This window comes from Pseudooceanicola sp. NS-SX9 (genome assembly GCF_057380705.1).
This window is the reverse complement of record NZ_CM170818.1, coordinates 701,080-719,186: the sequence shown is the minus strand read 5'-3', so window position 1 is coordinate 719,186 and position 18,107 is coordinate 701,080. Positions and strand designations below refer to the sequence as shown.

Genomic DNA, 18,107 nt, shown 5'->3' with positions numbered 1-18,107 from the left:
AGCCCGTGGCGCGCAATCTCAAGGGGGGACCCGGCGTGAGGACCGATGTCTGGCAAGAGCTGCATGAAGACCTGGCACCCGGCGTGCAGCCGGACGGGGAAACCTTTGTCGTGCAGATGGGGGCGCACCAGTTGCTGCTGCCGATCCGCACCCTGCCCGAGGGCACGCGCGGCACGGCCTCGCTGATCCTGAACCAGGCCAGTTTCCCGGTGCTGGATGCCATCGCCGAGCGCGTGACCACCGGCCTGCAGGGCTATGCCCCCGAGGTGATCATCGCCGTGCCCACCCTGGGCCTGCCCCTGGCCGAGGCCGTCGCCCGCCGTCTGGGCCATGCCCGTCTGGTGCCGCTGGGGACCAGCCGCAAGTTCTGGTACGACGAGGCGCTCTCGGTCGAGCTGTCGTCGATCACCACGCCGACCGGTGGCAAGCGGCTTTACATCGATCCGCGGATGCTGCCGCTGCTGAAGGGGCGCAGGGTGGCGGTGGTCGATGACGTGCTGTCCTCGGGCAAGTCCATCGCCGCCGTGCTGCGGCTGATGGATCTGGTGGGCGTCACCCCCGTCGCCATCGGCGCGGCGATGCTGCAGGGCACCGGCTGGCAATCCCATGTCGGTGCCGTCCCCGTGGAAGGCGCCTTCGCCACGCCGATCCTGGCGAAAACCCCCGAGGGCTGGGCATGACCGAGATCACCGCCGCCGCCGAGGCCCGCCTCCGCCAGACCCTGATCGCCGTGGCCCTGGGCCGCCAGCCCGCTGACCTGCTGCTGCGGGTGGGCCGGCTGCTGGACACCAACACCGGCCTCTGGCGCACCGATGTCGAACTGGCGATCCACGCCGGACGCATCGCCTTTGTCGGGCCCCGTGGCAGCTTTGCCGGGACCGCCCTGCAGACCGTCGAGCGCCCCGCCCTGTCGGCCGTGCCCGGTCTGGGCGAGGTCCACAAGCATATCGAATCAAGCCATGTCACCCCGGAATACGAGGCCGCGCTGGTCATTCCACGCGGCAACACCTGGACCTGCGAGGCCAGCCACGAGTTCTCGAACGTGGTGCCGCAGAAGACGCTCGATTTCTGGCTGGCCCCGGCGCGGGCCGGATCGCCGCTGAAGATCTTTCCCCTGCCCGGCTCGGCCGTGCCGCCCACCGCCTGGGAACATGGCGCGCATCTGGACGGGCAGGACCAGTCCCGTTTCCTGACCCAAAGCCTGATGGCCGCCGGTCTGGACGAGGTGATGGACTGGCCCGCCGTGTCGGACCCCCAGAACCCCGCCCATGACCGCCTGTGGTCGATGATGGAGGCCACCTGGGCCGCCCGCGCCGTGGTCGAGGGCCACGCGGCGGGCATTCGCGACCTGCCCAACATCAACGCCTTCGCGGCCTCGGGCATTGCCTCGGACCACGAGGCCTGGACCGCCGAAGAAGCCTTCGACAAGCTGCAGGCCGGTCTTTTCGTCGAGATCCGCATCCACACCGGCCCCGAGATCATCGCGGGCCTGCTGGACCGCGGCCTGACCGACTGGTCGCAGGTGGCGCTGGCAACGGACGACCGCCCCGCGCAGGAGGTGCTGGCGACAGGCGCCACCGACCGTAACGTCCGCATGGCGATCGAGGCGGGGCTGTCGCCGGAAAAGGCCATCCAGCTGGCCACGATCAACCCGGCGCGGCACATGCGGCTGACCCCTTGGGTCGGATCGCTGACGCCCGGCCGCTTTGCCGATATCGTCCTTCTGTCGGATGTCGAAACCTTCGAGATCGCCGAGGTCTGGGCCGACGGCCGGCAGGCCTCGGACGGCACCGACTACCTGCTGGAGGTGCCGAAGATCGACTGGCCGGACTGGGCGCGCCAGACCGTCAACATCGGCCGGGCCCTCACGGCGCAGGATTTCGCCATCCCCGCCCCCCGCGACGGTGCCACCGCACAGGCCGCCGTGCTGCGCCCGTTCCACTGGACCGACGATTTCCTGACCTATGAGCTGCCGGTGGCCCAGGGCCTGGTGCAGCGCGACGCGACGCGCAACATCACCAAGTTCGCCATCATCGACCGCTACAGCGGCACGGCCTCGGTCTCGAAGATGTTCTGGCTGGGCTGCGGCCCGCGCGATCCCGACACGGCGCTGTGCTGCTCGATGGCGCATGACAAGCACAATGTCTGGGCCGTGGGGTCCTCGGATGCGGCGATGGCGCTGGCGGTCAATGCCTGCGCCCAGATGCAGGGCGGCTGGGTGCTGGTCCATCGCGGAGAGATCACCGCCCGCGTCCCCTACGAGATCGCGGGCCTGATGACCGCCCGCCCCGCCACCGAACTGGCGGCGGACATGGCGGCGCTTTATGCGGCGGGCGAACAGGTGGAGTGGATGTTCGAACCCTCGTTCCACCCCCGCTGGGCGCCGGGTTTCCCGGAACGGCTGGCCTTTGCGACGCTGACCTGCTCGCCCTGGCGGTGGAACCTGGTCGCGCCCTCCGACCATGCGCCGGAGGGGCTGGTGCAGGTGCAGACCGGGCAGACCCACCCGGTCGTCTGGTAGATCAGTCCTCGTCCCGGGGACGCATTTCCGTCCACAGGAAGAAGCCGTAGCAGGCCGCCACCAGCAGGACCATCGCGAACCAGGTGATCGCGTAGGACAGGTGCGAATTGCGGAACTGGATCACCGTCTGGCCGCCCTTGGGCCAGTCGGTGCCGGGGACCTCGGCCTGGTCGATGAAATAGGGCGCGGCATCGGTCAGGCCCTTGGCCTGGCTCATCGCGGCGATGTCGCGGCGATACCACTTGCCCGCCGCCGGATCATCCTTCTGCGAGAAAAGCCACCCCTTGGCCTGCGAAATCCGCAGCAAGCCCGTCACCGTCACCTCGCCCTCGGGCGCGGCGGGATGGGCCGAGGGGGCGCGCATCGCCTCGGGGACGACACCGCGGTTGATCCAGACCTGCGTGCCATCCGCCTGCTGCAGCGGCGTCATCACCCAGTAGGACGGCCCGAAATCGGAGGGCGTGTAGACCTGGACCTCGTCCTGCTGCAGGAAATGGCCGGTCAGGGTCACATGCAGGTATTCGGCGCTGTCGGTGGTGACACCGGCCCAGTCGGCCTTGGCGGGGGGCGCGACAGGCGCCGCATGGACCCGTTCATCGACCCGCTGGATCAGGTCCAGTTTCCAGTGCAGGCGGTGCACCTGCCAGATCCCGAGGCTGGCAAAGCCCCAGAGCCCGAAAAGGGCGAACAGCGTGACGATGATCGTCAGCGGCCAGCGGATGTTGCGCGTCATGGCGGGCGCCTTCCCATCAGTAGGTCAGAAACGAAAACGGGGGCCGGATTGCCCGCCCCCCGTCGATACTGTCAGGCCGAAGGCCCGGGGCTTAGTTGCCCGTGGTGGCTTCGGTGCCGCCGTGCTGCATGTTCTGCAGATCCAGCGGCATCGCCTCGCCGCCCTGGGCGTTCATCAGGGCCTTCATGTCGTTCGGCATCGGCATCATGTACTCGTTCATGTTGTGCATGACCCAGAGCGAGCCTGCCATGACGATGACCAGGATGATGAGCGCCAAGAAGGTGGCAGCCAGCGTCCAGCCGCCCTCGCCCTTGGCGTCGAGGTGCAGGAAGTACACCAGGTGCACGATGATCTGGATGGCGCCCAGACCCATGATGATCCCGATCTTCATGCCCGAGGACATCGCCGGATTCCCCATGACGACACCGAAGGGGATGATCGTCAGGATGATCGACATGGCGAAGCCCATCATGAGCTTGCCCATCGTGCCGTGGCTGTGCGTGGTCGGAGTGCTCATATCAGATCAGCCTCACCAGGTAGACGAAGGAGAAGACGCCGATCCACACCAGGTCGAGGAAGTGCCAGAACATGCTGAGCGTGCCCAGACGACGCATGTTGGCCTCGGTCAGGCCGTGCATGCGCAGCTGGAACGACAGCGTCACCAGCCAGATCAGACCGGCGGTCACGTGCATCCCGTGGGTCCCGACCAGGGTGAAGAAGGCCGAAAGGAAGGCCGAACGGTCAGGGCCCGCGCCTTCTTCGATCAGGTGATGGAATTCATAGAGTTCCATGCCGATGAAGCCGGCGCCGAAGACGGCGGTGATGATCAGCCACAGCGAGGTGGCGTCGAGCTTGCCGGCTTCCGCGCGCAGCATCGCCACGCCGAAGGTCACCGAAGAGATCAGCAGGAAGGCGGTTTCGATCAGGACGAAGCCCGGTTCGAACAGGTCCTTCGGCGCGGGGCCGCCTGCATAGTTGTAGCCCAGAACGGCATAGGTCGCAAAGAGCGTGCCGAAGATGATGCAGTCGCTCATCAGGTAGACCCAGAAGCCAAGCGGCGTCGGGCTGTCGTGATGACCGTGATCGTGGGCGTGGGCGTCGGCCGGGTGGGAGGGGCCAGCAGGCCCCTCCACTCGTCCGGTCAGGGGGGTGTCGATCATGGTCATGCGACGGTTCCCTTGCGTTCAATTTCCGCGATTTCCGACACAGGGACGTAGTAATCACGGTTGTAGTTGAAGGTATGGGCGATGACGGTTGCGATGCAGGCCACGAAGCCCAGGATCGCCAGCCACCAGATGTACCAGACCATGGCGAAGCCGAAGATCAGGGCAAAGAAGGCCATGATGACGCCGGTTGCCGTGTCCTTGGGCATGTGGATCGGGCTGTAGTGATCCGACCACTTGAAGCCTTCCTGCTTCATCCGCCAGAACTCGTCCTTGCCGCGCACGTGAATTTCCTGCGGGAAGTTGTAGTAGGCGGGCGGGGACTGGGTTGCCCATTCCAGGGTCCGGGCGTTCCACGGGTCGGGACCGCAGGCCAGCTTCTTCCGGTTGATGGTCGAGTAGAAGAAGTTGAAGAAGGCCAGCAGGATGCCCGTGAAGATGCACAGCGCACCGATCAGGGCGATGATGAAGTAGATCTGCCAGGCGGTGTCCATGTAGGACTGCATCCGGCGGGTCACACCCATCAGGCCAAGCGCATAGAGCGGCATGAAGGCGACATAGAAGCCGATGCACCAGAACCAGAAGGTCGCACGGCCGATGCCGTCATGCAGCTTGAAGCCGAAGGCCTTCGGCCACCAGTAGGTGACGGCCGCGTAGACGCCGAACACCACGCCGCCGATGATCACGTTGTGGAAGTGCGCGATCAGGAACAGCGAGTTGTGCAGCTGGAAGTCGACCGGCGGAACGGCCAGCAGGACGCCCGTCATGCCACCGATCACGAAGGTGATGATGAAGCCGGTGGTCCACAGCATCGGCACTTCGAAGCGCACGTTGCCTTTGTACATGGTGAACAGCCAGTTGAAGATCTTCACACCGGTCGGCACGGCGATGATCATCGTCGTGATGCCGAAGAAGGTGTTCACATCCGCGCCGGAGCCCATCGTGAAGAAGTGGTGCAGCCAGACGATGAACGACAGGACCATGATGGCCATGGTCGCCCAGACCATCGTCTTGTAGCCGAACAGCGGCTTGCCCGAGAAGGTCGCGACGACCTCGGAGAAGACACCGAAGATCGGCAGGATCAGGATGTAAACTTCGGGGTGGCCCCAGATCCAGATCAGGTTGACGTACATCATCGCGTTGCCACCAAGGTCGTTGGTGAAGAAGTGCGTGCCGACGTAACGGTCAAGCAGCAGCAGCGCGAGGGAGACGGTCAGAACCGGGAAGGCGGCGACGATCAGCACGTTCGTGCACAGCGCGGTCCAGGTGAAGACCGGCATGTCGAACAGCTTCATGCCCGGTGCGCGCATCTTGAAGATCGTGACCAGCAGGTTGACGCCCGAAATGGTCGTCCCGATGCCGGCGATCTGCAGCGCCCACAGGTAGTAGTCCATGCCCGGCCCGGTCGAATAGGCCGCGTCCGACAATGGCGGGAACGCCAGCCAGCCGACTCGGGCGAATTCACCGATGAACAGCGAGATGTTGACCAGCAGCGCGCCCGCAACCGTCATCCAGAACGCGAAGTTGTTCAGGAACGGGAAGGCCACGTCGCGGGCACCGATCTGCGTCGGCATGACAAAGTTCATGATGCCGGTGATGAAGGCCATGGCGACGAAGAAGATCATGATCACGCCGTGGGCGGTGAACACCTGGTCAAAGTGGTGCGGGGGCAGATAGCCCTCGTGCCCACCGGCGGCCAGGGCCTGCTGGAGGCGCATCATGATGGCGTCGGCAAAGCCGCGCACGAACATGATGAAGCCAAGCACCATGTACATGATGCCGATCTTCTTGTGGTCGATCGAGACGACCCAGTTGGTCCAGAGCTTGCCCCAGAGCCGGTAGTAGGTCATCAGCGCGAAGACGATGATGCCCGCAACGGCGACACCCGCGAAGGTGCCGACCAGGATCGGCTCGTGGTAGGGGATCCAGTCAAGCGTCAGCCGGCCGAACAGCGGCGACCACGTTTCCTGGGGGGAATGGGTGACTTCAGTTGACATTCGTCCCTCGCTGAATTTCCAGGGAGGATACTTCCTGGTCGTGGGATTTCTCGGGCTTGACGTCGTCCGCCTTGCCGATCGGGTTGCCGAAGCTGTCGATGGCGCGCTGGTTATCGTACTCGTATTGCGCCTTCGCGTCGATGCCGGCCTTGCCGCCGCCACCCTGCTTGTCCTGCATCATCATGGTGCTGACGCAGACCTTGCCGGGCTCGACGCACAGACCCACCACGCGATCAAAGAGGTTGTCTTCGACCGACGAGTAGAAGTGCACGGGCTCTGCGATGGTCGGGCTTTCCAGCTTCAGGTAGGAGGCGCGGGTCAGCGGCGCATTGGCCTCGCCTGCCTTCTTGATCCAGGAAGCGAAATCACCGTCGCTCATCGAGATCGTCTGGAACGTCATCTTGGAGAAGCCCGGGCCCGAGTAGTGGGCGGAGCGGCTCTCGAAGGTGCCTTCCTTGTTGGCGATCATGTGCAGCTGAGTCTCCATGGCGGGCATGGAGTAGATCATGCCGGCCAGGGCCGGAACCGCGAAGGTGTTCATGACCGTCGAGGAGGTCAGCTTGATGTCGATCGGGTGGTTGGCGGGGATCGCCAGCTCGTTCACCGAAGCCACGCCGTACTGCGGGTAGATGAACAGCCATTTCCAGTCCAGCGACACGGCTTGGACTTCGATCGGCTTGTCCTTGTTTTCCATCCCCGCATAGTCGAGCGGGCGGTACGGATCGAGCCGGTAGGTATAGATCGCGGTGAAGATACCGAGGGCGATCACGATCAGGATCGGCACGCCCCAAACGGCGACCTCGATCTTGTTCGAGTGGGTGAACCCGGGCTCGTAGTCGCTCTTGTCAGGGCGGCCAGCGCGATATTTCCAGGGGAAGTAGATGGCCATCACCACGACAGGGATGACGACGATCAACATGATTACAGTCGAGATGACCAGCAGGTTGCGCTCTTGCGCGGCTACCCAGCCGCTGGGGAAGAGCACCTCATACCGGCATCCCGACAGCGCGGCAGTCATGGCCAGCGCGACTAGGATTTTCCAGGGTCTCAGCAATGTTCGTCTCATGAGGCTACACGGCCGCAAGGAACGATGCCCTACGACCGGCGGGAAGGTTGCGGCGCGTCTATAGAACGATGGGCGCGTCGTGGGAACACCCCGTGCGATACGGCTGTGTGCGTCGCAGCAGTAGGCGTCAATGTGCCGCACCGAAAGAGGCTTTGCGGAATTCGCCCTCTGGTTGATCTGCGAATCCCGTCCGCAACATAGCTTTGATAACCCTGATGCCGTCCCTGCGTTCCGCCTTGGGAAACGGCTGTTCGGCGCTGAAATCGCTGGCAAAAGATGGGCATCCCGCAGCCCGCATACCAGACCCGGCCGGTCACGTGCAGAACACGTTACAGCGAGGTGCGTTAACCTTTTACGATCCTGCGCCATGCACTCAGATCATGACAGGTTCCCGATGGGGACATGACAAAACAGGTGCGGCTCAACACAGAGTTGTGATGTTTTAAGGTAAACTGACGCTAGTTGGCATCGTTTTCATGATATCGCGCCCTGCCGGCGACGCGACGGCAGGCAGGGCGACTCGGCCGAAAAGGTTAACTGGGCCCCTTCGGCCGAGCGGTTTTCAGTCCGCTTCGAAGGGCGCGAAGAAGCGTTCGGCGATCACGGCGGGGTCACAATCCAGACAGGTCAGGGCCGGCCGGCGGCTGCTGTCGGGGGCGCGCACCACGCGTCCGATCTCGTCTCCCTCAAGGATGCAGGCCAGCGGGCCCTCTTCCATGGTGAACAGATCGGGCTCCAGGCAGGCGATCACGGCCATCGGGTCATGCAGGCCGCAACCGACCTCTCCCTTGGAGTGATAGAACTCCAGGTAGAAGTGGCTCATGGCCTTCAGGAAGCCGCCGTGTTCGGGATGGGCCTCGGCCAGGCGGTCGAAATCGGGGGCCTGCAGCAGCACCTGCATCGTCACGTCCAGCCCCACGACCACCACCTTCGCCCCCGAGGCCAGCACGACATCCAGCGCATGGGGATCGTGCCAGGTGTTGGCCTCGGCCACGGCCGAGACATTGCCCGGCGCATCCAGCGTGCCGCCCATCAGGACGATCCGGTCGACATTCGTCGCGAATTCCGGGTCCAGCCGGATCGCCTCGGCGACGTTGGTGATCGGACCCACCGGGCACAGCACCAGCTCTCCCTTGTGTTCGCGGGCCATGCGGACCAGGAACGCGGGCGCGGATTCCGCAAGCGGGCTGCGCGCGGGGGTCTCGGCCGGCAGGTGGCCAAAGCCCTCGGGGCCGTGGACGATATGGGCGGGCTCGAACGGGGGCAGCACCAGCGGCTGGCCCGCGCCTTCGGCCACGGGAATATCCAGGCCCGCCCGTTCGACCAGGCGCAGCGCATTGCGCGTCGCCTGTTCAACGGTGACGTTGCCGAAGACGGTGGTCAGGCCCAGCAGCTCGATCCCGGGATGCAGTGCCGCGAAGAGGATCGCCATGGCGTCGTCAACGCCCGGATCCGTGTCGATGATCATTTTCATGGGAAAAGGATGTGCTGCGCCGCGCGAGCGCCGTCAATCCATTACACGCGTACCATGGCACGCAGGGCCTGTCCGGCCGCCCCACTGCCCGCCGCGTCACCCTGCCCCGCCGCCGTCGCAGGGAACAGCCCCCGCCCCAAAGGGGTTGGTTTTCCGATGTGCGGGGCCGCGAAGGCGCCGCCTTGTGCAGCGCGGGGACATTCCGCGTGCACCGGGCGGCTGCGCTGTCGCAAGCCATTGATCGGCCGGCGTCCCGCGCAGACATACTTGGGGACCGGCCTGCGGGCCGCCCCGTCAGACAGGATGATGCCCATGACTTCCCAACTCAGGACTGAAGTGCCCGGTGGCGGCCCGTGGTGGCGCGGCGCGGTGATCTACCAGATCTATCCGCGCAGCTTCCAGGACAGCAACAATGACGGCGTCGGCGATCTGGCCGGCATCGCCATGCGGCTGGACCATATCGCCAGCCTCGGGGCCGATGCGGTCTGGATCTCGCCGTTTTTCACCTCGCCGATGAAGGATTTCGGCTACGACGTCAGCGACTACTATTCCGTCGATCCGATGTTCGGCACCCTCAGCGATTTCGACGCGCTGGTGGCGCGCGCGCATGAACTGGGCCTGCGGGTGATGATCGACCTGGTGCTGTCGCATACCTCGGACCAGCATCCCTGGTTCGCCGAAAGCCGCACCGACCGCGACAATGCCCGCGCCGACTGGTACGTCTGGGCCGATCCCAAGCCCGACGGCACCGCCCCCAACAACTGGCTGTCGATCTTCGGCGGCTCTGCCTGGCAGTGGAGCAGCGCGCGGATGCAGTACTACATGCACAATTTCCTGACCTCGCAGCCGGACCTGAACTTTCACTGTCCTGCAGTGCAGGATGCGCTGCTGGATGTGGCGCGGTTCTGGCTGGACCGGGGTGTCGACGGCTTCCGGCTGGATACGATCAACTTCTACGTCCACGACAAGGAACTGCGCAACAACCCCGCCCTGCCGCCCGAACGGCGCGAATCCAAGACCGCCCCTTCGGTCAATCCCTACACCTGGCAGGAACACCTCTTCGACAAGTCCCGCCCCGAGAACCTGGCCTTCCTGCGCCGCCTGCGCGCGGTGATGGAACCCTATGGTGCCGCCGCCGTGGGCGAGGTGGGCGATGACCAGCGCGGGCTGGAGATCCTGGGCGAATACACTGCCGGCGACGACATGATGCACATGTGCTACGCCTTCGAGCTGCTGTCGGGCGATGCGCCGCGCGGCGATTACGTGGCGCAGGTGATGGCGGATCTGGACCATGCGGCGCCCGATGGCTGGGCCTGCTGGGCCTATTCCAACCATGACGTGGTGCGCCATGCCAGCCGCTGGCACCTGACGCCCGAGGGCCTGCGGGCCTATTCGACGCTGCTGATGTGCCTGCGCGGCTCGGCCTGCCTGTACCAGGGCGAGGAACTGGGCCTGCCCGAGGCCGAGGTGGGCTATGACGACCTGCAGGACCCCTACGGGATCGAGTTCTGGCCCGAGTTCAAGGGCCGCGACGGCTGCCGCACCCCGATGGTCTGGGAGGCAGGCGCGCCCCATGCGGGCTTTGGCTATGGCAAGCCCTGGCTGCCGGTCTCGCCTGTGCAGGCGGCGATGGCGGTGGACAGCCAGAGCGCCGATCCGGCCTCGTTGCTGAACCACTACCGCGCGGCCATCGCGCTGCGCCGCGACCATCCGGTGCTACGCACCGGCGCCACGCCCGAGATGACCGGCACCGGCGCGCTGCTGTGCTTCCGCCGCAAGGATGCCACGGAAGAGGTCTTCTGCGCCTTCAACCTTGGCCCCGATCCCCTGCCCCTGACCCTGCCCGAGGGCCGCTGGACCGATATCGGCACCGGGCTGAGCGGCGCGGTGCCCCCCGGCCCGCAGGCCGTCCTGCCCGGCTGGGGCTTCATGCTGCTGTCGCGCAGCGCCTGACCAGGGGGCGGGACCGCGGGCGCCCGGACAAGGGCGCCCCGGCACACGAACTGCAACACGAGCACTGGAACATCGGGGCCCGAACAGAGGGGGCCCGAACAGGAGGCGGCCCAAACGGAACGGGGCCCGGCGCAGCGCACCGGACCCCGAGCAGAAGCGACGCCCCCGGTCTGGATCAGACGGTTTCGCCCTGGTCGGCGGGCACCATGGCCAAAAGCGCGGCCAGGGGGCGGATGCCCTCGGGCAGATCGCCCTCGGCATGGGGCACGGCATAGACGGTGGCGCCGGCGGCAAGGCCCGCGCGCATGCCGGTGGCGCTGTCCTCGACCACGGCGCAGCGGGCCGGATCGACCCCCAGCAGCAGGGCCGCGCGTTCATAGGGTTCCGGCGCGGGCTTGCCCTGCACCACGTCATTGCGGGTCACGCAGACCAGCCCCGGCCGGTCCAGCCCCAGCCGCTGGACGTTCGCCGCCACGATCATGCGATCGGAATTCGACACCAGCGCCTGCGGCACGCCCAGCGCCTGCAGTTGCTGCCACAGGGTCACGGTCTGGGCAAAGGGTGTGATCTCGTCCGTGTGGCTGATGTAGTCGGCAAAGCGGCGCACCGTCCATTCCGCCATCCCCAGCGGCAGGCCGTAATCCTGCTGCAGCAGGGCCAGCGACATTTCCTCGCTGCGGCCGATGGTGCGTTCGTGGAAGTCATCCGGCAGCGTCACCCCGACCGAAGCCGCCACCCGGCGGAAGGTCTCAAGGTGCAGCGGTTCGCTGTCGGCCAGGGTTCCGTCGATGTCCCACAGGACGGCGGCATGGGGGAAGTCTGCGGTCATCGGCGCAGGGCACCGCGGCGGGGGAAACGGATCAAGGAAGCTCTCCCTCAAGAGGTCGGTTTGGGGTCAGAGTAACGGCGCCACGCCCCCAAGGGCAAGTCATCGCGGCCCCGCCCGCCCCTGCGGCAGGCGCCGTGCCCCATGGGCAAGCGTTGCGGAACCTGCCAGACTGCCCCGGACCTGCCTGGAAAGACCCCGATGCCCACCCTGATCACCTCTTGCCGCCATCATCCGCGCCTGGCGCTGGCCTTCCTTGCCACCCTGGTCCTTGCACTTTTCTGCCTGGCACGGCTGGCGATGGTGCTGATGTTCTGGCACCCGCCCGCCGACGGCGGCCTGCAGCCCTGGATGACCGTCGGGGTGATCGCCCGCATCCACCATGTCTCGCCCCGCGACATCGACCGGATCGCCGGCCTGCCCGCCCCCGGCGCCCATCCCTACACGATCGAGCAGATCGCCCGCATTCAGAACACCGACATCGCCACCGTCATCGCCCGGATCGAGGCCGCCCTGGCCCAGATGCCCGCCCCCGGACCCCGCCCATGAGCCTGACCGACTGGCTTCTGGCCCTGGTGCCCAGCTATGGCCCGCCGCTGCTGGGCGGCGTGATCTTCCTGTCGTGCTTCGCGCTGCCATTGCCGGCCTCGATGATGCTGATGGCGGCGGGGGGGTTTTCGGCGGTGGGGGATCTGTCGATCTGGTCGGTGATGGCGGCGGCCCTGGCGGGCCTGATCGCGGGCGACCAGAGCGTCTATCTGCTGGGCCGCTTCGGCGGCGCCGGGCTGATGCAGCGCCTGGCCCGCCGCGCCGCCCCCATCGAGCGCGCCCGCCGGATGCTGATCGAACGCGGCGGGCCGTTCCTGTTCCTGTCGCGCTGGCTGTTCTCTCCCATCGGGCCTTACGTGAACTTTGCCGCCGGAGCCTCGGGGCTGTCGTGGCCGCGCTTTGCCGCCTGGGGGACGCCGGGTGAGCTGATCTGGGTGACGATCTACCTTGGCCTTGGCTATGTCTTTGCCGGCAGCCTGGGGCAGGCCTCGGATGCGGCGCTGTCGGCGGTGCTGGCGCTTGGCGCGGGCGCGCTGGCGCTGTGGCTGGGGCGGGCGCTGTGGCGCACGCATCAACGTCGGCGCATCGCTGCGGCCCCCGCAGGCACCCCCGAGGGCGCCGAACCGGAACCGAACCCCTGACGCGCCGCCTGCCTTGACACTGGCGGCGGCCGGCATCCTTCTGGGGCCCAAGCCACAGGAGACCCGGGATGAAGACCCCATTCGACGCGGAACTGGAAGACCGCCTGACCCGCTATGCCGCCATCGACAGCCAGAGCGATCCGGACCAGACCAGCCGCCCCACCACCGCGATCCAGCTGGATATGCAGCGCCTGCTGCACGACGAGCTGACCGCCATGGGCGCCCAGGATGTCACCCTGACGGATTACGGCGTCGTGCTGGCCACCATCCCCGCCACCGCCCCCGGCCCGGTCATCGGACTGCTGGCCCATGTCGACACCGCCCCCCAGTTCAACGCCACCGGTGTCCGGCCGCGCGTCATCCGCGATTACGACGGCAGCGCCATCACCTATCCCGACAACAACGACCTGATCCTGTCGCCCGAGGATTACCCCTACCTGGCCTCTCGCAAGGGGCATGACCTGATCACCGCCTCGGGCACGACGCTGCTGGGCGGCGACGACAAGGCGGGCGTTGCCATCGTGATGACCGCCGCGCGCCACCTGCTGGAAAACCCCGGCATCGCGCATCCCAAGCTGCGTCTGGCCTTCACCCCGGACGAGGAAATCGGCCGAGGCGTCGCCCCCGCCCTGCCCGCCGATCTGGCCTGCGATTTCGCCTATACCTTCGACGGCGGCCGGGTGGGCGAAATCGAATACGAAAGCTTCTCGGCCGATGGTGCGGTGGTGACGGTGCGCGGCGTCTCGATCCATCCGGGCTATGCCACCGGGCAGCTGGTGAACGCGACGCATCTGGCCTCGAAGATCGTTTCGGCGCTGCCGCAGGCCACCATGACCCCCGAGACGACCTCGGGGACCGAAGGCTTCGTGCATATCACCAACATGACGGGCGACGCCTTCGAGATGAAGCTGACGCTGATCCTGCGCGATTTCGAACTGGACGGGCTGGCGGCCAAGGGCGATCTGCTGCGCAAGGTCTGCGACGCCGTGCAGGCGGGCGAGCCCCGCGCCCGCATCACCTGCGAGATCGCGCCGCAGTACCGCAACATGCGCTACTGGCTGGAAAAGGACATGACCCCCGTCGAGCTGGCCCGCGATGCCGCCCGCGACATCGGGCTGGAGCCCGTTTCCGTGCCGATCCGCGGCGGCACTGACGGATCTCGGCTGACCGAGATGGGCGTGCCCTGCCCCAACCTGTTCACCGGCATGCAGAACATCCACGGGCCGCTGGAATGGATTTCCGTGCAGGACATGGCCGCCGCGACGCAGCTGTGCCTGGGTCTGGTGCGCCGCGCTGCCGGCTGATCAGTCGGCCTCGCGCCGGTTCTCCTCGGCCTGGGCGTAGAACTGGCGCTTGTTGTCGTACATCCGCATATCGGCGCGACGGGCGACGGCCTCCATCGTCTCGCCGTCGCGGCGGGTGGCCCAGCCGATCGACATCGACAGCAGCTTGCCGGAATGGAAGGTGTTGTTCAGCGCGATCAGCTTTTCAATCGCGTCGACCTGCTCGGCCACCTTCTCGGCGCCGGCGCGCGGCATCAGGATGGCGAATTCATCGCCACCGATCCGACAGGCCTTCAGCGCGCCGGTCGTCGCCTCTTTCAGCACCTCTCCGGCGCGGCGCAGCAGCTTGTCGCCCGCATCGTGGCCCAGCCGGTCGTTGGTCCGCTTCAGCCCGTTCAGATCCACCACCACGATCGAGGCGGGCATCACGTTGCGCCGGTCCATCCGGTTCATCTCGTCCGCAAAGAAGGAGCGGTTGTGCAGCCCGGTCAGCACATCGTGCTTGCCCAGGTATTCCAGATAGGCCTCGGCCTTCTTGCGCGCGGTGATGTCGGTCAGCGACACCAGCACCTGGGACCAGTCGTCGGCATGGCCCGGCAGCACCGAGAACTGCATGATCAGGTGTCGCTCTGTCCCGTCCAGCGCATAGTTCACCACCTCGCGGGTGTGGAAGGTCCTGCCGTTGAACAGGTCGATCAGCTGCTCGCGGAACTGGTCGCGCATGTTGTCCCGGAAGACCAGGCCCAGATTGTCGAGCAGGTGGTTCTTGTCACGCGCCCCGAACAGCGTCAGCGTCGCGGCATTGACATCCAGCACGCGGATCTCGCGCATGCATTTCTCGATGAACTCGGCATGGACATCGGTAAAGACCCGCAGGTCGGTGATGCCCATGTCCTTCAGCTCTTCCAGCAGGTCCCGGATCGACGAGAAATCCTCGACCCAGAGCGACACCGGGGAATGTTCGAAGATGCCCTGGGCATAGGCATGGCTGGCCTCGCTTTCGCGCAGGGCGGTTTCGCGGGCGGTGACGTCTTCGAGGGTCAGCAACAGCTGCGACAGGTCGGTTTCATGCCCGGGCAACACCACGGCGTTCAGCTGCACATCCAGCCGCCGCCCCGCCAGCGTATAGTTCACCGCCATGCTGGAAAACGACAGCTTGCCCTCCCACAGCTGCATCAGCTCGTGGATGTGCGTCTCCAGCATGTCATCGCGGAACACCTGCGCCAGGTTCGCCACCAGCTGGGCCTCGTCCTCGGCCTCGAACATCTCCAGGGTGCGGGCATTGACGCGCAGCACGCGGATCTGGCGGGCACATTGCGCGACCCGCGCGGTATCCTCGCGCAGGAAGCCCTCCAGATCGGTGACGCCCCGCGCCCGCCAGTCGCGAAAGATCTCGGCCACGCCGCTGAAATCCTCAAGCCACAGCGACACCGGCGCCAGTTCGAATGTGGCGGACAGATCCAGTACAGCGGATCGGACGTTCATTACTCTACCCTCGAAAAGCATTACGTAGCCAAAACGGGCTTACCCATGAAAACCAATACCCGGACCGCTGCGCTTGCCGCATGTCCGCCGGGCATATGCGCGCCCCCGGCCAGGGCGTCCCGGCCCCGGCGCCAACCTTGCGGAATGCACATATTCTAAATAGGCATGTTAACCGTTTGCTGGCAACGGTGCGGAAAAAGGGCATCTTTGCGCGTTGGAAGGGGCCATTTCACGGGAAATCCGATGGTTTTGACAGTCCAACCGGCCCCCCGGCCCGCTGGCACCTGCCCACAACCAGAGCGGAAACGAACCCCATTTCAATACCTTGAACAGCCGTCTCGGCACGTACCGCAGGCCGCGCGCGCGGCCTGCCGCGGCCCCTGCGGGGACAGCGGCCGGCACGCATCTCCCCCCCCTGAAAGGTTAACGGGGCCACAAAAAATGTTGAAAAGCCTCCTGGCCCCGAACCGGTTTCCGGCCGGCCCGGACGTGGCGGGCCTGTCAGCGAATCTGATAGGTCAGGTTCACCGCGATCTGCCGGTCATCGAAGAAGGCGACCGAAGAGTCGACCCGCAACAGCGACACGGTCATCACCGTCTTGCGCGACAGCTGCAACAGCCCGTTCAGACCATAGCTCAGGTCCTGCCGGTCCATGCCCAGAAATTGCGTATGCGACGACCGGCTGACCGACAGGCCAAGCCCCGCCAGCCGCCCGGCCACCCGCCAGCGGACATCGCCCGCCAGGCCCAGCCCCGCGCCTTCCTCGTCGCGGCCGGGGCTGTCGATCGTAGCCGAAATCCGCGTCGCGCTGCGCCGCCAGACCGATCCCAGGCCCAGCTCGGCCTCGGTGCGCTCGATCCCGTCCAGCCGGGTGCGGCGCAGCGCCAGGGTGGTTTCATGGCGGGTGCTGCCGCGTCCGAACAGATGCACCCCCGAGACCTCGAAGACGTCCTGTTCGCTGTCCGACAATTGCCGGTGGCTTTCGGTATGGATCACGCAGGCATCGAGGAAATTCCACCCCGAGATATTGTTGCGCGAACAGATCTGCACCTGGCCACGGGTATAGCCATAGTCGTCCGACAGCGCATGCATCCCCGAGATCTGGCCGCGCATCTCGACATAGCGGCCCTCGGACCAGCCGTAGCGGACCAGCCCGTCATAGCCCAAGCCCCCCGCCCAGGCGCCGCGCGCCCGCAGGTCGTCACGCAGGGTGAAGGTCAGGCCATACAGGACCAGCTTGTCCTGCGGTGCGCCGCCGTTGATGTTGGGCACATAGGACAGCAGCGGGTACAGCTCCTGCTCGGCGTCGATGCGTTGCCAGCCCTTGCCCTTCAGGTAATAGCCCTGGTGTTCCAGCAGTCGCTTCAGGTCCAGCGCCGTGCCCAGATCCGGGCCGCCCTGCGCCAGCCCCTCCTGCAGCCCATGCGCCAGCGCATAGGTCCGCAGCCGTTCCGACACCACCAGCTGGGCGGTGTCGCGCAGTTCTTCCGAGGCCGTGCCGGCCTGTGCCGTTCCCGCCGTCAGCCCGGCCAGCAGCACCAGCGCCAGCAGGCGCAGTCTAGTTGCCATAGTTCAGCTGGCTGCCCCAGAAGATCCCCGTCGCATCCAGGCTGTCCCCCGAGACCGAGAATACCCCGGATGTGGTCATGTTCTCGACCAGCCGCGACAGGCCCTCGGAATCGCCGTTGATGTTGCCGCGCAGCTCGCCCGAGGCGGTCGTCGTCTCGCCCGTGCTGGCCGAGCGCGAGCTGAGCGTCACGTCACCGCCGAAGGTGCCGGTCAGCACGTTCAGGGGGACCTCGGCGGTCAGCTCGGTCTCGATGTCGGAACCGTTGTCGGGATCATAGGGCGTGCGCAGGTCGATGCTGACGGTCTGGGTGTCGAAATCGACCACCAGGTTCTCCAGATCGCCGACACCCACCTGCAGCGCCCCGCCATCGACCGAGGCATAGACCTGCGCGCTGCCGCGGAAATAGTATTTCCCCGAGGCGATCAGGTTGCCGTCATCATCGACGTTGTTGAACGCCCCCTGATCGGCGGTCAGCCGCAGAATGCGCACCACGGTGGCGTCGTCCTCGTCGCTGGACATCTGGGCGATGACCTCGAGGTGCATGTTGTCGAGGTATTTCTGCTCGGTCAGGGTGATCAGCCGCTTGTAGCCCGCCGGGCTGTCGCCGGTGTCGAAGGCGTTCAGCACGGCGGTATCGCTGTCCGAGGTCCCGGTGGTGATCCGCGCCCGGGTATAGCCGGTATCGTCGGTGACGTAGCTTTCGATGCCGGGGGTGTCGATCGTGGTGCCCTCGGCCGGGGCATTGCCGCTGACGGCCGTGGCCCCGCCGCCGCCACAGGCGGCAAGGGTCATCAGCAGGGCCGCGGGGGCCAGGAAAGGCAGGCGCAGGAAAGGCAGGCGGGCCAT

The 18,107-nt window shown here is 66.3% G+C and carries 16 protein-coding genes; 6 read left to right on the top strand and 10 right to left on the bottom strand.

Translation table 11 applies throughout. The features are described from left to right. Window positions 1–35 precede the first annotated feature (35 nt). Window positions 36–680, top strand: a complete 645-nt coding sequence (locus AC2ITM_RS03420; protein WP_486468426.1) for a phosphoribosyltransferase — start codon at window positions 36–38, stop codon at window positions 678–680. After that, window positions 677–2,521, top strand: a complete 1,845-nt coding sequence (locus AC2ITM_RS03415; RefSeq protein ID WP_486468425.1) for an adenine deaminase — start codon at window positions 677–679, stop codon at window positions 2,519–2,521. Before AC2ITM_RS03420 ends, AC2ITM_RS03415 begins: the two co-directional genes overlap by 4 nt. A 1-nt stretch (window position 2,522) precedes the next feature. On the opposite strand, the gene AC2ITM_RS03410 is transcribed toward AC2ITM_RS03415, so the two are convergent. The 6 genes from AC2ITM_RS03410 to AC2ITM_RS03385 form a co-directional block, all read right to left on the bottom strand. Beyond that, window positions 2,523–3,254 (bottom strand): SURF1 family protein, encoded by a 732-nt coding sequence (locus AC2ITM_RS03410; protein WP_486468424.1) that lies wholly within the window; start codon window positions 3,252–3,254, stop codon window positions 2,523–2,525. A gap of 91 nt (window positions 3,255–3,345) precedes the next feature. Continuing rightward, on the bottom strand, window positions 3,346–3,771 hold the full coding sequence (cyoD, locus tag AC2ITM_RS03405; RefSeq protein ID WP_486468423.1) for a cytochrome o ubiquinol oxidase subunit IV: 426 nt from the start codon (window positions 3,769–3,771) through the stop codon (window positions 3,346–3,348). Window position 3,772: 1 nt separating this feature from the next. After that, window positions 3,773–4,414, bottom strand: coding sequence for a cytochrome o ubiquinol oxidase subunit III (gene cyoC, locus AC2ITM_RS03400; protein ID WP_486469386.1), 642 nt, complete (start codon window positions 4,412–4,414; stop codon window positions 3,773–3,775). A gap of 2 nt (window positions 4,415–4,416) precedes the next feature. Further along, window positions 4,417–6,414, bottom strand: a complete 1,998-nt coding sequence (cyoB, locus tag AC2ITM_RS03395; RefSeq protein WP_486468422.1) for a cytochrome o ubiquinol oxidase subunit I — start codon at window positions 6,412–6,414, stop codon at window positions 4,417–4,419. Beyond that, complete coding sequence (gene cyoA / locus AC2ITM_RS03390; RefSeq protein WP_486468421.1) at window positions 6,404–7,468, bottom strand: ubiquinol oxidase subunit II; 1,065 nt, start codon at window positions 7,466–7,468, stop codon at window positions 6,404–6,406. Before cyoA ends, cyoB begins: the two co-directional genes overlap by 11 nt. Window positions 7,469–8,042: 574 nt before the next feature. Continuing rightward, complete coding sequence (locus AC2ITM_RS03385; RefSeq protein ID WP_486468420.1) at window positions 8,043–8,954, bottom strand: nucleoside hydrolase; 912 nt, start codon at window positions 8,952–8,954, stop codon at window positions 8,043–8,045. 312 nt (window positions 8,955–9,266) lie between these two features. On the opposite strand from AC2ITM_RS03385, the gene AC2ITM_RS03380 reads away from it, so the two are divergent. Further along, the gene (locus tag AC2ITM_RS03380; protein WP_486468419.1) at window positions 9,267–10,907 is read left to right on the top strand and encodes an alpha-amylase family glycosyl hydrolase; all 1,641 of its coding nucleotides are present in this window, start codon (window positions 9,267–9,269) and stop codon (window positions 10,905–10,907) included. A gap of 175 nt (window positions 10,908–11,082) precedes the next feature. On the opposite strand, the gene AC2ITM_RS03375 is transcribed toward AC2ITM_RS03380, so the two are convergent. Further along, window positions 11,083–11,736: an HAD family hydrolase gene (locus AC2ITM_RS03375; protein ID WP_486468418.1), complete on the bottom strand. Its 654-nt coding sequence runs from the start codon at window positions 11,734–11,736 to the stop codon at window positions 11,083–11,085. A 198-nt stretch (window positions 11,737–11,934) separates the two neighbouring features. Between AC2ITM_RS03375 and AC2ITM_RS03370 the strand changes: the two genes are divergently transcribed. From AC2ITM_RS03370 to pepT, 3 genes are all read left to right on the top strand, one after another. Beyond that, window positions 11,935–12,282, top strand: a complete 348-nt coding sequence (locus tag AC2ITM_RS03370) for a hypothetical protein (protein ID WP_486468417.1) — start codon at window positions 11,935–11,937, stop codon at window positions 12,280–12,282. Continuing rightward, window positions 12,279–12,923, top strand: a complete 645-nt coding sequence (locus AC2ITM_RS03365) for a DedA family protein (protein WP_486468416.1) — start codon at window positions 12,279–12,281, stop codon at window positions 12,921–12,923. Before AC2ITM_RS03370 ends, AC2ITM_RS03365 begins: the two co-directional genes overlap by 4 nt. Before the next feature lie 68 nt (window positions 12,924–12,991). Next, entirely contained in the window at window positions 12,992–14,227 is a 1,236-nt protein-coding gene (gene pepT, locus AC2ITM_RS03360) for a peptidase T (RefSeq protein WP_486468415.1), read from the top strand. Here the strand turns inward: pepT and AC2ITM_RS03355 are convergent, their stop codons facing one another. From AC2ITM_RS03355 to AC2ITM_RS03345, 3 genes are all read right to left on the bottom strand, one after another. Then, window positions 14,228–15,691, bottom strand: a complete 1,464-nt coding sequence (locus tag AC2ITM_RS03355) for a sensor domain-containing diguanylate cyclase (protein ID WP_486468414.1) — start codon at window positions 15,689–15,691, stop codon at window positions 14,228–14,230. A gap of 501 nt (window positions 15,692–16,192) precedes the next feature. Then, on the bottom strand, window positions 16,193–17,260 hold the full coding sequence (locus AC2ITM_RS03350; protein WP_486468413.1) for a hypothetical protein: 1,068 nt from the start codon (window positions 17,258–17,260) through the stop codon (window positions 16,193–16,195). Beyond that, complete coding sequence (locus AC2ITM_RS03345) at window positions 17,250–18,107, bottom strand: viral aspartic protease (protein WP_486468412.1); 858 nt, start codon at window positions 18,105–18,107, stop codon at window positions 17,250–17,252. Before AC2ITM_RS03345 ends, AC2ITM_RS03350 begins: the two co-directional genes overlap by 11 nt.

Excerpts from the sequence above, each read along its gene's own strand:
- AC2ITM_RS03415 (WP_486468425.1), top strand. The coding sequence starts at position 677 with ATGACCGAGATCACCGCCGCCGCCGAGGCCCGCCTCCGCCAGACCCTG.
- AC2ITM_RS03410 (WP_486468424.1), bottom strand. The coding sequence starts at position 3,254 with ATGACGCGCAACATCCGCTGGCCGCTGACGATCATCGTCACGCTGTTC.
- cyoD (WP_486468423.1), bottom strand. The coding sequence starts at position 3,771 with ATGAGCACTCCGACCACGCACAGCCACGGCACGATGGGCAAGCTCATG.
- cyoC (WP_486469386.1), bottom strand. The coding sequence starts at position 4,414 with ATGATCGACACCCCCCTGACCGGACGAGTGGAGGGGCCTGCTGGCCCC.
- cyoB (WP_486468422.1), bottom strand. The coding sequence starts at position 6,414 with ATGTCAACTGAAGTCACCCATTCCCCCCAGGAAACGTGGTCGCCGCTG.
- AC2ITM_RS03385 (WP_486468420.1), bottom strand. The coding sequence starts at position 8,954 with ATGAAAATGATCATCGACACGGATCCGGGCGTTGACGACGCCATGGCG.
- AC2ITM_RS03380 (WP_486468419.1), top strand. The coding sequence starts at position 9,267 with ATGACTTCCCAACTCAGGACTGAAGTGCCCGGTGGCGGCCCGTGGTGG.
- AC2ITM_RS03375 (WP_486468418.1), bottom strand. The coding sequence starts at position 11,736 with ATGACCGCAGACTTCCCCCATGCCGCCGTCCTGTGGGACATCGACGGA.
- AC2ITM_RS03370 (WP_486468417.1), top strand. The coding sequence starts at position 11,935 with ATGCCCACCCTGATCACCTCTTGCCGCCATCATCCGCGCCTGGCGCTG.
- AC2ITM_RS03365 (WP_486468416.1), top strand. The coding sequence starts at position 12,279 with ATGAGCCTGACCGACTGGCTTCTGGCCCTGGTGCCCAGCTATGGCCCG.
- pepT (WP_486468415.1), top strand. The coding sequence starts at position 12,992 with ATGAAGACCCCATTCGACGCGGAACTGGAAGACCGCCTGACCCGCTAT.
- AC2ITM_RS03355 (WP_486468414.1), bottom strand. The coding sequence starts at position 15,691 with ATGAACGTCCGATCCGCTGTACTGGATCTGTCCGCCACATTCGAACTG.
- AC2ITM_RS03350 (WP_486468413.1), bottom strand. The coding sequence starts at position 17,260 with ATGGCAACTAGACTGCGCCTGCTGGCGCTGGTGCTGCTGGCCGGGCTG.
- AC2ITM_RS03345 (WP_486468412.1), bottom strand. The coding sequence starts at position 18,107 with ATGGCCCGCCTGCCTTTCCTGCGCCTGCCTTTCCTGGCCCCCGCGGCC.